This is a genomic window from Dietzia natronolimnaea (assembly GCF_002289575.1).
GTDB classification, from domain to species: Bacteria; Actinomycetota; Actinomycetes; order Mycobacteriales; family Mycobacteriaceae; genus Dietzia; species Dietzia natronolimnaea_A.
In genome coordinates this window covers 1-14,171 of record NZ_NTGA01000042.1, presented here as the reverse complement: position 1 = coordinate 14,171, position 14,171 = coordinate 1, and the positions used below count along the sequence as shown (strand labels likewise).

Annotated in this window: 14 protein-coding genes; 6 read left to right on the top strand and 8 right to left on the bottom strand. The window is 63.7% G+C overall.

What is annotated here, in order from left to right; translation table 11 throughout:
- The first annotated feature begins 179 nt into the window (after positions 1-179).
- The 6 genes from CEY15_RS16960 to CEY15_RS16935 all read left to right on the top strand — a co-directional run bounded on the left by CEY15_RS16960 (position 180) and on the right by CEY15_RS16935 (position 9,602).
- Positions 180-710, top strand: a complete 531-nt coding sequence (locus CEY15_RS16960) for an NYN domain-containing protein (RefSeq protein ID WP_095719418.1) — start codon at positions 180-182, stop codon at positions 708-710.
- On the top strand, positions 707-2,659 hold the full coding sequence (locus CEY15_RS16955) for an N-6 DNA methylase (RefSeq protein ID WP_095719417.1): 1,953 nt from the start codon (positions 707-709) through the stop codon (positions 2,657-2,659). The genes CEY15_RS16960 and CEY15_RS16955 overlap by 4 nt, the downstream gene beginning before the upstream one ends.
- A 254-nt stretch (positions 2,660-2,913) precedes the next feature.
- Entirely contained in the window at positions 2,914-4,659 is a 1,746-nt protein-coding gene (locus CEY15_RS16950) for a type I restriction-modification system subunit M (protein ID WP_095719416.1), read from the top strand.
- Positions 4,656-5,861: a restriction endonuclease subunit S gene (locus CEY15_RS16945; protein WP_095719415.1), complete on the top strand. Its 1,206-nt coding sequence runs from the start codon at positions 4,656-4,658 to the stop codon at positions 5,859-5,861. The genes CEY15_RS16950 and CEY15_RS16945 overlap by 4 nt, the downstream gene beginning before the upstream one ends.
- Positions 5,861-8,983 carry a type I restriction endonuclease subunit R gene (locus CEY15_RS16940; protein WP_095719414.1) on the top strand — a complete coding sequence of 1,041 codons (3,123 nt, stop codon included), beginning with the start codon at positions 5,861-5,863 and terminating at the stop codon, positions 8,981-8,983. The genes CEY15_RS16945 and CEY15_RS16940 overlap by 1 nt, the downstream gene beginning before the upstream one ends.
- Before the next feature lie 34 nt (positions 8,984-9,017).
- On the top strand, positions 9,018-9,602 hold the full coding sequence (locus CEY15_RS16935) for a hypothetical protein (protein WP_141244301.1): 585 nt from the start codon (positions 9,018-9,020) through the stop codon (positions 9,600-9,602).
- A 108-nt stretch (positions 9,603-9,710) separates the two neighbouring features.
- On the opposite strand, the gene CEY15_RS16930 is transcribed toward CEY15_RS16935, so the two are convergent.
- The 8 genes from CEY15_RS16930 to CEY15_RS16895 all read right to left on the bottom strand — a co-directional run bounded on the left by CEY15_RS16930 (position 9,711) and on the right by CEY15_RS16895 (position 13,754).
- The gene (locus tag CEY15_RS16930) at positions 9,711-10,499 is read right to left on the bottom strand and encodes a hypothetical protein (RefSeq protein WP_095719412.1); all 789 of its coding nucleotides are present in this window, start codon (positions 10,497-10,499) and stop codon (positions 9,711-9,713) included.
- Between the two features lies 1 nt (position 10,500).
- Positions 10,501-11,100 carry a hypothetical protein gene (locus CEY15_RS16925; RefSeq protein WP_141244300.1) on the bottom strand — a complete coding sequence of 200 codons (600 nt, stop codon included), beginning with the start codon at positions 11,098-11,100 and terminating at the stop codon, positions 10,501-10,503.
- Between the two features lie 663 nt (positions 11,101-11,763).
- Positions 11,764-12,054, bottom strand: a complete 291-nt coding sequence (locus tag CEY15_RS18250; RefSeq protein WP_141244298.1) for a hypothetical protein — start codon at positions 12,052-12,054, stop codon at positions 11,764-11,766.
- A 36-nt stretch (positions 12,055-12,090) separates the two neighbouring features.
- Complete coding sequence (locus CEY15_RS16915; RefSeq protein ID WP_095719410.1) at positions 12,091-12,492, bottom strand: helix-turn-helix transcriptional regulator; 402 nt, start codon at positions 12,490-12,492, stop codon at positions 12,091-12,093.
- The gene (locus tag CEY15_RS16910; protein ID WP_095719409.1) at positions 12,489-12,677 is read right to left on the bottom strand and encodes a hypothetical protein; all 189 of its coding nucleotides are present in this window, start codon (positions 12,675-12,677) and stop codon (positions 12,489-12,491) included. The genes CEY15_RS16915 and CEY15_RS16910 overlap by 4 nt, the downstream gene beginning before the upstream one ends.
- Entirely contained in the window at positions 12,674-13,237 is a 564-nt protein-coding gene (locus tag CEY15_RS16905) for a DnaB-like helicase N-terminal domain-containing protein (protein WP_176475169.1), read from the bottom strand. Before CEY15_RS16905 ends, CEY15_RS16910 begins: the two co-directional genes overlap by 4 nt.
- 39 nt (positions 13,238-13,276) lie before the next feature.
- The gene (nrdH, locus tag CEY15_RS16900; protein ID WP_095719407.1) at positions 13,277-13,510 is read right to left on the bottom strand and encodes a glutaredoxin-like protein NrdH; all 234 of its coding nucleotides are present in this window, start codon (positions 13,508-13,510) and stop codon (positions 13,277-13,279) included.
- 61 nt (positions 13,511-13,571) lie between these two features.
- The gene (locus tag CEY15_RS16895) at positions 13,572-13,754 is read right to left on the bottom strand and encodes a hypothetical protein (protein WP_095719406.1); all 183 of its coding nucleotides are present in this window, start codon (positions 13,752-13,754) and stop codon (positions 13,572-13,574) included.
- Positions 13,755-14,171: the final 417 nt, after the last annotated feature.

Sequence of the window (14,171 nt, the reverse complement as noted above, 5' to 3'; positions counted from 1 at the left end):
GAAATCCCGCCAAACGAAGTTGAGAGTCACAGGGGCGATGGTGGCGCCTCCACCGTCCCGTATGGGTGTACCCCAGCGACACGTATGGCGACGCGGCCTCGATTAACCGGCGGAGTGCAGATGAACTGTTTTGCGGTTCACGCTTGCGATAGCTCGAACTAGGGTCTACAGTCATGGACATGAACAGAACAAGTGCACAGAACGTCCAGACCGCCGAAACCGCCACCACCCAGTTCAAGATGCGCCCACCGTCACTGCGAGGAAGGCGCCTGGTCCTGATCGACATCGAGAACATCTCCGGAGGAGCGATCCGAACCCTCGCCGAAGCCAGATGGGTGCAGAGGATGCTCGACTCCACACTCGGACTGAGACACCAGGAGCAAGTGATCATCGGAGTGAGCAAGGCTGGCGCCATCCACGCCGGGCCCGTGTGGACCTCCGCCCGGATGGTCGTCGGAACCGGCATCAACGGCGCGGACCTCGCCCTACTGGACGTCCTAAACAACGAGAACATTGCAGACCGGTTCGACGAGGTTGTCCTCGTCTCCGGAGACGGGATCTTCACTGAAACAGTCGCCACCCTCGGCGGCCACGGCGTCAAGGTCACCGTCGTGGCACACCGAACCTCACTGGCCAAGAGACTTCAGATGGCCGCCTCCCAGACCGTGACCTTCACCCCCCACCAGATCAACCTCGAAGGTGCAGCATGAGCAGCCCGTCCCCCACCCCTACGTCCCTCGTCGCCGCAAGCGACATCGCCGACCTCGCCGGAGTCTCCCGCGCAGCGGTCAGCAACTGGCGCCGCCGGCACGCCGACTTCCCCGAGCAGGTCGCCGGCACTAAGAGCAAGCCGCTGTACGCCCTGCCCGAGGTACAGGCCTGGCTCACCAAGAAGCATTACGCCGTCGAGCGCGTTTCGACAGAGGCGAAGGTCTGGGCCGCGATGAACACACTCCGCGGCCCGTACTCGCCCGAACAGTCCGCCATAGTCGTCCTCGCCCTCGCCGCCGAGCGTGTCATGGGAGACGATGCCCCGGCGTCCCTCGAGCTGTCACGTCTGACATCTCCGCAAGATGACGACCAGCACCGGATCGAACAGGTCCGGGAAGTCGTCGCCTCGGTTGACCAATCCGAACTGGCCTCGGTCGCGGACTTCGCCCTCGAGCGGACCGCCCGCGCCGAAGGCCGGAAGGGCGCCTGGTCGGACATCATCGGCTCACGCACCAGCCATCTCTTGGCCTCCGTGGCCGCGAACCATCCCGGCGGGGTGGTGTACGACCCCGCCTGCGGAATCGCCTCCGCCCTCATCGAACTCGCCGACACCAGCCAGTTCGACGACTACATCGGCCACGACATCAACGACCGTGCCCTCGCCATCGCTGAGGTACGAGCTGCGCTACACCGGGTACCGCTCCAACTGGCGGAGGCCGACATCCTGCGCACCGACCCCGATCCGGGACTGCGCGCCGACGTCGTGATCGCCGAGCCCCCGTTCGCGATGCGGATGGACGTCGACTCCCGACTGACCGACCCCCGGTTCTTCAGCTTCGGCGCACCGCCGCCCAGCAACGCCGACACCGCCTGGCTCCAACACGCCATCGCACACCTGGGCGACACTGGCCGTGCATTCATCATCACGCCCCACGGTCCGCTCTTCCGCGGCGGCGTCGAGGAACAGATCCGTGCCGAGATGCTGCGTCAGGGTTGCGTCGAGACCATCGTCGGCCTGCCCGGTGGGATGGCTGCCCACACCTCCATCCCGCTTGCACTGTGGGTGCTCCGACGACCGACCAACGAGCACTCTGACGTGCTGTTCGTCGATGCCTCCGCCATCGACGATGCAGAGAAGCATGTGGCCCAGTGGCTGTCGGACAAGTCCGCACTGGCAGAGGTTCCCCATGTCCGGGTGCCGGTGAGCGACATTGTTGACGACGAGGCCCAGCTAACCCCGCAACGCTGGCTCGCCACCGATGAACGCTCCGCCGACAAAGTGCAGACCGCGTTCGCTGCCGCGACCACCGCGATGCGTGACGCTACCCAGGCCCTGACAGATGCTTCCGGGCGGATCACGTTCAGACAAGACGCACCCTCGCGGACCCTCACCGTCAAGGATCTCATCCGTGAGGGCGTCATCGAACGCGTCCGACGACGTTCACCCCGTAACCCCGAGGGCGCCATCAAGAACGCCATGGTCGGCGCACGGGCCATCACCACCAGGACCCTGCCTGGCCCGCCCCCGGCAGAGCTGCTCGGAGACGGAATGGACTTGACCAAAGCGTCAGACATCCTGGTCCTCGCACAGGCCAACATCCGCGCTCTCGTGGACGACGACGGCGGTCATCTCCTGGCACCGGTCGTCGAGCAGGTCCGAGTACTCAAGCCCGACGTCGTGGACCCCCACTACCTGGCAGCAATGCTAAGCGGATCCTGGAACAGGAGGTTCCTCGTCGGCACCACCATCCAACGGGCCAAGCTCACCGACCTTGAGGTCCCCCTGGCCCCGATGGACGACCAGAAACGCCTAGTCGCGGCACTCGCCCAAGTCGAAGGCCTCCGGAACGCCGCAGAGACCATCACCGAGGCGAGCGAAACCCTTTCGTCCAGTCTTCTGGACGCCGTCCGATTCAATATCGCACTCGATGCCTCCCTAAGGGAGTAGTCAGCCTCCCGCGGTGGGGCAGACGCGGTTTGCCCCACCGCTGCCCAATCGGCTCAGCACAGTCCTTCTGGCCGACCCCCGAGCAACTAGGACGAGCCGAGAATCGGGGGGACTGCCTATGTCAGACCCGTCCGATAAAGATGCACACACGTAAGACAAGATTCTCTGTGATGCAGCGGCCCAAACGTAGCGCTGCCGTTCCAGCAGCCAGTACGGCCCCATTTCAAATGTGAGTACGCCTCGCAAGGAGCGACATGAGCAACCTCGGTAGTTTCATCTGGTCCATCGCCGACCAGCTTCGTGGCCCCTACCGCCCGAACCAGTACGGGAACGTAATCCTCCCGCTCACGATCCTGCGGCGCCTCGACTGCATCCTCGAGCCCGACCGGGAAACAATGCGCAATCTTGCGGCGAAGTACGACAACCCCAACCGGCTCAAGGTCGAGGTCAAGAAGGCCACTGGGCGGCCGTTCTACAACACGTCGAACTACTCGTTCGCCAATCTCCTCCAAGACGCTGATGGGTTGGCGGACAACTTGACCGACTACGTCGATCGGTTCTCACCCGACGTTGACGTGTTCGAGTACTTCGACTTTAAGAAGGAAATTCTCGCCCTCGAGAAAGCGGAGCTGCTTCGCGAAGTCGTCACGTCATTCAAGGCCGTCGACCTGCACCCGGACGTCGTGTCCAACGCCGACATGGGTGATGCGTTCGAGTACATCATTCGCAAGTTCAACGAGGCCGCAAACGAAACGTCCGGTGACCACTACACTCCGCGGGATGCGATCCGGCTGCTGGTTGACCTGTTGTTCGCCGAGAAGGATGCAGACCTAACCGAAGACGGCATCATCCGCACGCTCTACGACCCCACTGCAGGCACCGGCGGCATGCTCTCCCTGGCTGAGGAACATCTCCTCGAACAAAACCCAAACGCAAAACTGAGCCTGTACGGGCAGGAGTACAACGGGCAGTCGTACGCGATCTGCAAATCCGACCTGCTCGCCAAGGGCCATGATGCCACCAACATAGCTTTCGGCAACACTCTCACCGACGATGCTTTTGCAGGCCGTCACTTCGACTTCTGCATGTCCAATCCGCCGTACGGTGTCGAGTGGAAGCAGTACGCCAAGGCGGTTAAGAAGGAGCGTGAGGAAGCGGGTCCCTACGGCCGGTTTGCCCCGGGTCTTCCGTCGACCTCTGACGGACAGATGCTTTTCTTGCTCCACCTGACCCACAAAATGCGTGCCCCCGAAGACGGCGGTGGCCGCGTCGGCATCGTCATGAACGGCTCGCCGCTATTCAACGGCGCCGCCGAGTCAGGCCCATCGAACATACGCAAGTGGCTCCTGGAGCATGATCTGGTTGAAGCGATCGTCGCACTGCCGACCAACATGTTCTTCAACACTGGTATCGCCACCTACATTTGGATCCTTGACAACACCAAGCACTCCGATCGCCAGGGACTGGTCCAGCTCATCGACGGCACCTCGTTCTGGACCAAGATGCGCAAGAACCTCGGTTCCAAGGGTCGCGAAATTAGCGACACCGACCGTGCCAAGGTCGTCAAGCTGTACGCCGACTTCACCGCCGCCGACCCTGAATTCTCCAAGGTCCTGCGCAACGATGAGTTCGGCTACTGGACCATCACCGTCGAGCGCCCAATGGTGGACGGGGACGGGAACCAAGTCTTGGACCGCAAGGGCAATCCCAAGCCCGACCCAAAAAGGCGCGACACTGAGAACGTCCCCTTCACCTATGGTGGCTCCACCGCCGGCGTCTCTGGCAAGGCCGAGGTCATCCAAGACTACTTCGACGCTGAAGTGAAACCCCACGTCCCCGACGCCTGGGTCGATCAATCCAAGACCAAGACCGGCTACGAGATCCCCTTCAACCGCCACTTCTACAAGTACATCCCGCCCCGCCCCCTCGCCGAGATTGACGCGGACCTCGAGAAGCAGGTCGCGAAGATTCTCGAACTACTGCGCGAGGTGGAGGGATGACACTGATCTGGAGTGGCGCATCTGATCTGCCACAGGTGCCGTTCGGCAGACTCTTCCGCCGTGTCGATCGTGCAGTTCCGGAGGGCTCAGGGATTGTGACCGCCTACACCGACGGGCAGGTCACCCTCCGCGCGAATCGGGCTAAGACTGGATACCACGAGGCAGCAGACCTATCTAGCTTCAAAGGCGTTGAAGTAGGCGACTTCGTTGTGCATGGCCTCGACATCCTCCGTGGGTCCGTCGGAATCGCCGATTCCGCGGGCGCGATCACCTCGGTGTGTACCGTCTGCGAGCCGGTCGTTGACCTCGACCTCCGATACGTCGCCCACGTAATCCGTGTACAGGCGGAATCCGGATTCACGAGGGCACTTGCCCGAGGTATCCGCGAGGGAGGGGCTGATTTTCGTCGCTGGGGAACGTTGGCTGAACTTCCGATTCCCATGCCCTCCGCCGAGTATCAGCGCGCAGTCTGTGATTACCTCGACCTCGAGACCACCCGCGTCGACGCACTCATCGAGGAACAGCACCGCCTGATCGAGATGCTCCGTGAACGGCGTGAGGCGACGATCCGCTCGGCGTTGCTGTCTGGGCTCGATGGCGCAGAAACCGCGGAGTCTGGGGTGGAACTGCTCGGCGCTGTGCCTAAGCACTGGCGAATGGTCCCCACAAGGTATCTGTGCAAGATCATGACGGGGTCCGAAGATTCCGGGAACGCTACCGAGGACGGTGACTACCCGTTCTATGTACGCGGTCGTGAGGTCCTTCGGATCGACCACTTCTCGTTTGACGGGGAAGCTGTCATGACGCCTGGCGACGGCCAGGGCGGTACCGGAAAGGTCTTCCACTACATCAGTGGAAAGTTCGAAGCGCACCAGCGGGTTTACGTGTTCACCGACTTCCGGGAAGTCACGGGCCGGTATTTCTATTACTTCCTGTCGACGTTCCTTCGTCCGGTCGCTCTCGCGGGCAGCAATACGGTCACCATGGAGTCTCTACGGCGCCCACTGCTCGCTAACTTCAAAATCGCCGTCCCACCAATCGACGAACAGCAGCGCATCACCGCACATCTCAACGACCACACCGCGAAGATTGACACGCTCATTGCCGAAGCTCAGCGCTTCATCGAACTCTCCCTAGAGCGGCGGTCCGCGTTAATTACTGCCGCCGTTACGGGGCAGATCGACATACAGGAAGTGACGTAATGGCCGATCACAACGAGGCCGTCTTCGAGTCCGAGATCTGCGCATACCTGGAGACGCATGGGTGGCTGTACTCGACGAACGATGCTGGTTACGACCGGGAGCGGGCACTGTTCCCAGAGGACCTGTTCGCCTGGCTGCAGGAAACCCAGCAGGTGGCGTACGAGAAGGCGCTGAAGGCGGCGGGGACTCCAGCGAAGTTCCTCGACGTGCTGACCGCTGCGCTCGACAAGCCCCTTGAGCACGGCGGCGGAACTCTGAACATCCTGCGAAATGGGGCGCAGTACATCGGCGGTGGCCGACTGAAGATAGCGCAGTTCCGCCCTGAGACCAGCCTGAACACGACCACCAACGAGCAGTACGCGGCGATGCGCGTGCGGGTGATGCGCCAAGTGCATTTCTCCACCGCCGATCAGCGCTGCATCGACCTTGTCTTCTTCATCAACGGGATTCCGGTTGCCACGGTGGAGCTCAAGACCGACTTCACCCAATCACTCGACGAAGCGATCAACCAATACCGCAAGGACCGCAACCCGCTGACCAATGGACGTCCGGAGCCGTTGCTGTCGTTCGGACACCGGGCGTTGGTGCATTTCGCGGTCTCCAACGACCTGGCCGCGATGACCACTCGGCTCGAGGGCGAGAAGACCCACTTCTTGCCGTTCAACACCGGTTACGAGGGCGGTGCGGGGAACCCGCCGGCCGAGGGCGGGCGGTCAGCTACTGCGTACCTGTGGGAGCGGGTCTGGGAGAAGGATTCCTGGCTGACCATCATCGGGCGGCTGATGATCGTGGAGACCAAGGAGGAGTGGGATCTCGCCACTGGGACGTCGGTACGCCGGACGAGCATGCTGTTCCCTCGGTTTCACCAGTGGGAGGCCGTGGCGAACGTCGTCGCCGCCATTCGCAGCGAAGGGGTAGGCCGCCGCTACCTGGTCGAGCACTCGGCCGGGTCGGGAAAGACGAACACCATCGCCTGGACCGCGCACCGGCTCGCCCGCATGCACATCGACGACAAGAAGGTCTTCGACTCGGTGCTTGTGGTCGTGGACCGCACCGTGCTCGACGGGCAGCTCCAAGACGCGATCCGGCAAATCGACGGATCCGGGAAAATCGTCGCCACGATCAGTCCCGAGGACGTCCGCAAAGCGGGCGCGAAGTCGAAATCCGATCTGCTGGCGACCGCGCTGAAAGACGGGGCGCTGATCATCGCGGTGACGGTCCAGACCTTCCCGTTCGCCCTCGACGCAATCCGGGCAGACTCGTCGATGAAGGGCCGACGGTTCGCGGTGATCGCCGACGAAGCTCACTCCTCGCAGTCCGGTCAGATCTCCTCCAAGCTCAAAGCCGTTCTGACCGCCGAAGAGGTCAAGGAGATCGAGGAGGGTGGCGAGGTCGACGTCGAGTCGATCCTCGCCTCGGAGATGGCCGAACGGGCCGAGTCGGAGAACATCTCCTACCTCGCCTTCACCGCAACGCCGAAGAACAAGACCCTCGATTTGTTCGGCCGCGAGGGCATCGACGGGAAGCCGACCTCGTTCCATCTTTACTCGATGCGGCAGGCGATCGAAGAGGGCTACATCCTCGACGTTCTCACCGGGTACCAGACCTACGACACTGCGTTGAAGATCGCCGGCAACGCCACGAACGGCAGCGGTAGTGAGGTGGAGGAGTCCGCGGCGCACAAGGGGTTGATGCGCTGGGTGAAGCTGCATCCAACGAACATCAGCCAGAAGGTGCGGATCATCGTCGAGCACTTCCACACCAACGTCGCTCACCTGCTCGAGGGCAAAGCGAAGGCAATGGTCGTGACCGACTCGCGTAAGGCCGCGGTGAAGTACAAGAAGGCGATCGATGCCTACATCACCAAACGAGCGGCGCTGGATGCCTCGTACAACTACCGCACCCTGGTCGCCTTCTCCGGATCGGTGACGATGGACGAACACGAGCAGTGGGCATCGGAGTGGGGTCCGCAGCCAAGCAAGGACGACGAGTTCACCGAGGCCAACATGAACCCGGGGGCCGGCTCAGACCTTGCCGCCGCGTTCAAGGGCACCACGTACACGATCATGCTGGTCGCCAATAAATTCCAGACCGGGTTCGACCAACCCCTGTTGTCGGCGATGTACGTCGACAAGAAGCTCTCCGGGGTCACCGCCGTGCAAACGCTCTCCAGACTGAACCGCACCCACCGCACCGCAAGCGGAGAGCGTAAGCGCAAGACGTTCGTCATCGACTTCGTCAACAAGCCCGAGGACATCCGAACCGCGTTCGAGCCGTACTTCACCGGTGCCACCATCGAAACCGAGACCGACCCGTATGTTGTCGCCCACCTAGCGACCAAGCTCGCCCAGCCCGGGATCTACACCCCAGAGCAGGTGCGCGATGTCGCCGAGTTGTGGGTCTCCCGCAAGGGCAACAACGCGCTTTCGGCCGCGATCAGCCCAGCCAAGCATGAGTTCGCCCGCCGGTATGCCGCCGCGCTCGAGGCCGACGACAAGGTCACGCTCAACTCGCTCGATCTGTTCCGCAAGGATGTGTCCACCTACGTCCGGCTGTATGACTTCATGAGCCAGATAGTCGACTACGGCGACCCATACATGGAGATGCTGTCGATCTTCCTGCGGCTTCTGGACAGGGTCATCGCGGACTCGGCCTGGGCCGCGGAGGTAGATCTCTCCGACGTGGTCCTGGTCGGGGTCAAACACACCAAGGCCGACGCCGTCGACATCTCACTCACCGGGGACGGCCAGCTCAAGGGAATCAGCGCTGCCGGCACCGGCACCAAGAAAGAACCAAAGTTCGTTGCCCTGCAAGTCGTCATCGACAAAATGAACGACCTCTTCGGCGCCGAAGCATTCACCCAGTCCCAGGTCCGCGAGTTCGTCCAGGGACTGGTACAACACCTCCTGGCGTACCCTGACCTGGTCAAACAGACCACGGTCAACTCCAAGAAGCAGTTCATGGAATCGCAGGACTTCCAGTCAGCGGTCATCGAAGCCGTCGTGGACAACCAAGAAGCCCACAACACCATGGCCGACTACTTTTTCAGCGATGGCCCCGCCATCAACGCCGTCATCACCGCTCTCGCAGACGCCTTCTACGAAGCAGCGATCGACCAGTGAGACTGACGACCGCGGTCAGAACAAGGAGCATCCGGTGAGTAAGTGGATCAGTGTTGGCGTCGGCCCAGTTCGTTTCGGAAGCAGCATCAACGGACCCTCACAGTCCTCCCCCATGGGATGTGGGGGCATTGCCGGGAGCCTGCTAGTCGGGTTGGTCCTCTTACCCTTCATCGTGCCGTGGCAGTACACAGCAGCGGTGTACGGGACGATTGCGGTCATCGCATTGGCCCTCTATATCAAAGTTCAGAGCTACCGCCGCAAGGTTGAACTCGAGCGAGAGCGGAGAAGGATTGAGGCGGAGGAGCGAAAACTCCAGCGGCAACTGGAAGCGGAGGAGCGAGAACTCCAACGCAACCGCGAAGCGGCCGCTCGCAAACAAGCGCGCGAGGACCAGCTACAGCAGATGAGGGACGCGGCCGCCAGCAAGAAGAAGCTCCGTGCTGAGCAGCGCCAAGCGTGGGTAGAAGCAAGAAAGAGCTCCGTGCCCCGACAGCGACCGAGGACCGAGAAGCCTGATACCGCCCACCACGCTGCCGCGACGCAAGCAGCGTTTATCGACCGTGCGAAGACCATTCGGTCGAAGTTGCGCCGAGACCGCACAACCTCGGCTGAGGATTGAGGGGCCTGCGAGCCCGGATTCGCCGATAAGACGCGTTCTGTGCGCCTTCCCGGTCGGTCTCGGCGGGCCAGGCACCCTGATCGGGCCCGAGGGCCCGATCAGGGTGTGTCAGGCGGCCTCTCCGGGGAAGCCGGCGGGGCCTTGGAACATCTGCCACGCCGGCGGGAACGCTCCCGCGATGAGGTCGGCGACCTGGTGGCCGGTCTCGACGATCTTGTCCACGTCCGCCGGCTCGGAGCAGGACGCGAGCAGTTCCATGGCCTCTGCCATGATCGTCGACACGTACTCGCCGAACGCCATCGCCATCACCGTCTCGCCCATGCCCTGAGTCTCGATGCCGGCAGCGAGCGTCATGGACGTGTGGGCCAGCAGTTGCAGCGGCAGCAGTTCGAGCGGGGTGTCCGGTAGCAGGTCCGGCAGCAAACCCGGCCCTCCCCCGAAGTCGATGACTTCCGCGGCGTTCTGGGGCCAGGGCATGCGGTCGCGCTGAAGCAGCCACACGATCTGCGCCTTCATTGCGGCGTGCCCACCGGCCTCACCCTCGCCGCCGTCGCCACTCGAGCCGGTGGCGGCCGAAACCGCAGCGTGCCCCAGTTGCTGGCGGGCCTGTTCGAGCAGGATCCACGCCATTCCCAGGTCGTCGTAGAGATCGACCTGGGCCAGGGCGAGGTTGACCAGCTCGCACACCCGCGCCACCTGCACCTCCAGCCTGCCGATCGTGCGGGCTTGGGCCCCGTCGACAGGGCTGCTGGCTTGACCTGTGTTTTCTTTCCCGTTGCCGGCCCGGGGTCGGGTTCGGCGGGCGAATTCCCCGCCGAGCCAGTCGAGCAGATCCCGGGAGGTCTCCATCCGGTAGACCACGTGATCTTGCGGTCCGTTCGTGGTGTTGGTGGTCATGTCAGGCCGCCTTTCGGGGATTGCAGTCGGAGGTCACGGAGTCGAGGAGGTCGTGGCCCAGGTGGTGCACCCACAGGCCGCGTTCCCACAGGGACGACCACTGCCATTCCCATCGGGCCACCTCGAGGTGGGTCCGGCGCCGGCGCCGGATGTCGGTCACCGTCGGGAGGTGATCCGCGTCGGCGCTGACGAGGATCGCGACATCGGTCTTGCGGTCGTCGGTCCACTCGGTGAGCATCCGCTGGATCTCCGCATCTCCGCGGACCTCGCAGTGGCGTCGAAGCGGGACCACCACCCCCTCCCCCACGGTCGGCTCCTTGAGTCGCTCCATCCCGGGGTCGATCACGGTGACTCGCGGGTCTCGCTTCCACTGCCGAGCTGCGGCGGCCTGCGCGGTGTGGGCTGCCGGATTGGCGCGCCGATCATGGGTCCCCATCACCACCGCGATCCGATCCACCCGGCTTGAGTGGTGACGCATTCCGGCGATCTTGTCGGCCAGCCGAGGCAGGTCCAGCGTGAACGTGGACAGTTGCCGGCGGGAGTAGCCAAACCCTTCGGATGCTCCGAGGACGGCATTCCAGCCGTCGAAGACGATTGACACGGAGTCGGACGAGTGAGCGGGGACAGACGACAAAGAAAGATTGGCAGTACGCATGATTTCTCCTTTTGGTTGATTCTCGAGACTTCTTTTCGGAACATTTACAGCAGTCGCGGATGGTTGCTTCCGGAGGTATCCACTATTGAGTTCGCAATGCCACTGCAATCGTTCTAGCTGCAACGATGCGGTGCGGCCCACACAAAGTATCAAAAAAACATGCCACCTGAAAAGGGGTTTGCAATTCATTTCTAAAGTTTTTTTGCCGGTAATTTACCGGCCGATTTGCCGGCCAATTTTTGAAACATATCAAGAGGGGCAATTTGCAGCGTTCTACTGTTGTCCAGGAATTTCTCGGGGCAATAGTTCGGATGTTTCGATAGATCGACTTATTGATCGGTGCAGAAGCGATCGTGTGTCGAGTCCGCGGGGCGCCGGGGAGCCATACCCGGCGCCGATGACGGTCTAAGGGGTCTGTTGTGAGGGGTGCTTCGTGGAGTACCTGGTTGGCCCCGGAGAAGCTTGAGAAGGACCAGTTCGGAGACGTGCTGGATCTGCTGGACGTCGAGTCGCGGGCGGTAGCATCGACTCTTCGAGCCCGTCCAGTGTCGCGGGCGGTTAACAACGTCCGGACCTTGGACCGCCGTGATGCCGGCCTGATCGAGGCGGTTACTCGCGGTGGTGGTGATCGCTGACGGTTCGCCCCTGGCGGTAGCGAGGTTTGCCGTCGGCTCCATGTCGGTGTCGGCGGGGGTCGCGCGCGGCTCGGCGCAGGTCTCGGAGTAGTTCCGCGGTGCGGTCGTCTCCGAGTTCAGCGATCGCGTCTCGGTAGGCGCCGTGCGCGTTGGGGTCCAGGGCTGGGAGGCCGACGACGGCACGGTGCCAGCCCAGGATTTCGAGGAACAGCGGCTCCCCTACTTGGTCAGCTGCACGGCGGATCCGGTCTAGCAGCTCGTCCATGCGGCGCACGGTATCGGGCAGTTCCGACAATGCCTGTTAGCGCAGGTTGCGGCCTGCGATGAGTCCAGCGATGAAGTCAGCGACACGGTCGGCTTCGGCGTCGGTGAGGTCGTACTCCTGGCCGGCGACGAGGGTGCGGGCAGGGCCGAGTGGTTCGAGTCCGTAGAGGACTCGGGTGGTGGCGGACAGGGCTGCGCGATCGGCGATGGCAGTGACGGTGCAGTCCAGGGCGGCGGCGATCGCCTCGAGCTGGTCCCGCGGGATCGTCGGGGCGTAGGCGTCCCGACCCCGGGCGGCGGGGACGCGGCCGCGTTCCCAGATGCTGAGTTGTCCCCCGCTGACGCCGATCGCGACAGCGAGCTTGAGTTGGGACAGGCCTCGTTCGAGTCGGGTTGCGCGGATGGCGTGGCCGAGGGATCGGGCTTCGTCGGGTGTCACTGTCTCCCCTCCCCTGGCAGGTCGTGGCGGACGTTGGTGATGGCCGACCAGTTTCCGTGGTGGCAGGCGACGTCGAGCACGGTGACGGTCGGGGCGGCAGTGGTGTCGCGGTGGGCGTCGAGGCGGTTCTCGAGGTCTATCAGTGCGTGCAGCTCTGTTGGGCCCGTGCCGATGATGAACCTCATGCTTGCTCCCCTCCCCTGCCGGTGAGGGCGGCACGGCGTTCGGTTTCGCGGCGCATGGCGCGGCCGTGGTTGAGCAGGATCTCGAACAGGTCGCCTGTGGGCGCTTCGCTGGCGGCGCGGGTGAGGTCGGCGGCGGTGTGGGCGAAGTGGCGGCGGTAGCTGGCGTCGAGGACGTCGGCGGCGAGGGTGCGCAGTCCGACGGTGGGGGTTCCGAGCAGGGCGACGGTTTGGAGTGCGTCGGCCAGGAGCCGGCCGTGGTGGCCGGCCATCCGTCCGGCACTGGTCAGGGCGGCCAGGACGCGGGGGGCGTGGTGGGGTTCGCCTGAGGCGATGAGGTCAGAGATGACCTGATAGAGATCGCCGTAGCGGGGTCCGAGGAAGTCGCGTGCCTCGAGGTGGGCGGTGATGTGCTGGGCTTCGGTGGTGTCGGTGGTGTGCAGGAGTGCGCACAGTAGGGCGGCTTCGGGGTCGAGTTCGGGGACGGTGGGCGCTGCGTCGGTGGCGGCGAGGTCGTCGACGTCGACCGGGTCGGCGGTGGCCTGCGGGTCCTCGGTGGTCATGGTGTGCATTGTGTGTCCCCTCCCCTACTGGCGGGTGATTCAGGCGGCGGTGCGGCCGAGGTCCTTGATGCGGTCGGGTCGGAATCCGGCCCAGTGGTCGGTGCCGGCGACGACGACGGGGGCCTGGAGGTGGCCGAGGGCCATGACGTAGTCGTGGGCGTCGGTGTCGGTGGTGATGTCGACGAGCTCGTAGTCCAGGCCGGCCTTCTCGAGCGCCTTGATGGTGGCGCCGCACTGCACGCACTGGGGCTTGGTGTACACGGTGATGGCCATGGCGGTGGTCCTTTCGGTCGTGGTGTCCGTCTGCCTCGCGGCGATGGGCGGGGGTTGTGGGTCAGGCGGCGTAGATCGCGCGGCGGATGGTGCCGACGATCTCGGTGTCGTCTTCGTCGGCGTCGACGGTGACCCGGTCCTCGTGAACGGTGAGCGGGTTGACCGAGAGGTCGAGGACCGTGGCGAGCGTGGCGGCGGCCTCCCAGGGCTCGGTCGCGGTGACGGAGTAGGTGATGCGGGCCATGGTGTTCCTTTCGGGTGCGGGGTGAGCGGGTGTTCCCGGCTCTGTCTTCTATCATACACGCGTCATGCGTGTATGATACGTCTATGGTGCGTTAGTGTGCTCTCACCTGCGGGTTTTCGCACCACCGCCTCGGCTGTGCCGTTCGCGCAGTGTCCCCCTTTCCCTGACACCTGCCGATCGTGTGGGCCGCGAACCGGAGGCAAGAGAGGGCACCCGGGCGGACGCGGGGAATCTGCGGCGAAATAAGCGAGCGCAGCGAGCGCGTCGCAGATTGGTCGTGGCCGGCCGGGCGACGGCGAAGACGGCGCCGACCTTGACGCAGGGAGTGGGACACAAAGACTCGCAGTGGCAGGGAAAGAGGGCCACCCACCGGTTCGCCCCCGCCGGGCAGTGCCGGCGTCCACGGCCAGGGATCTA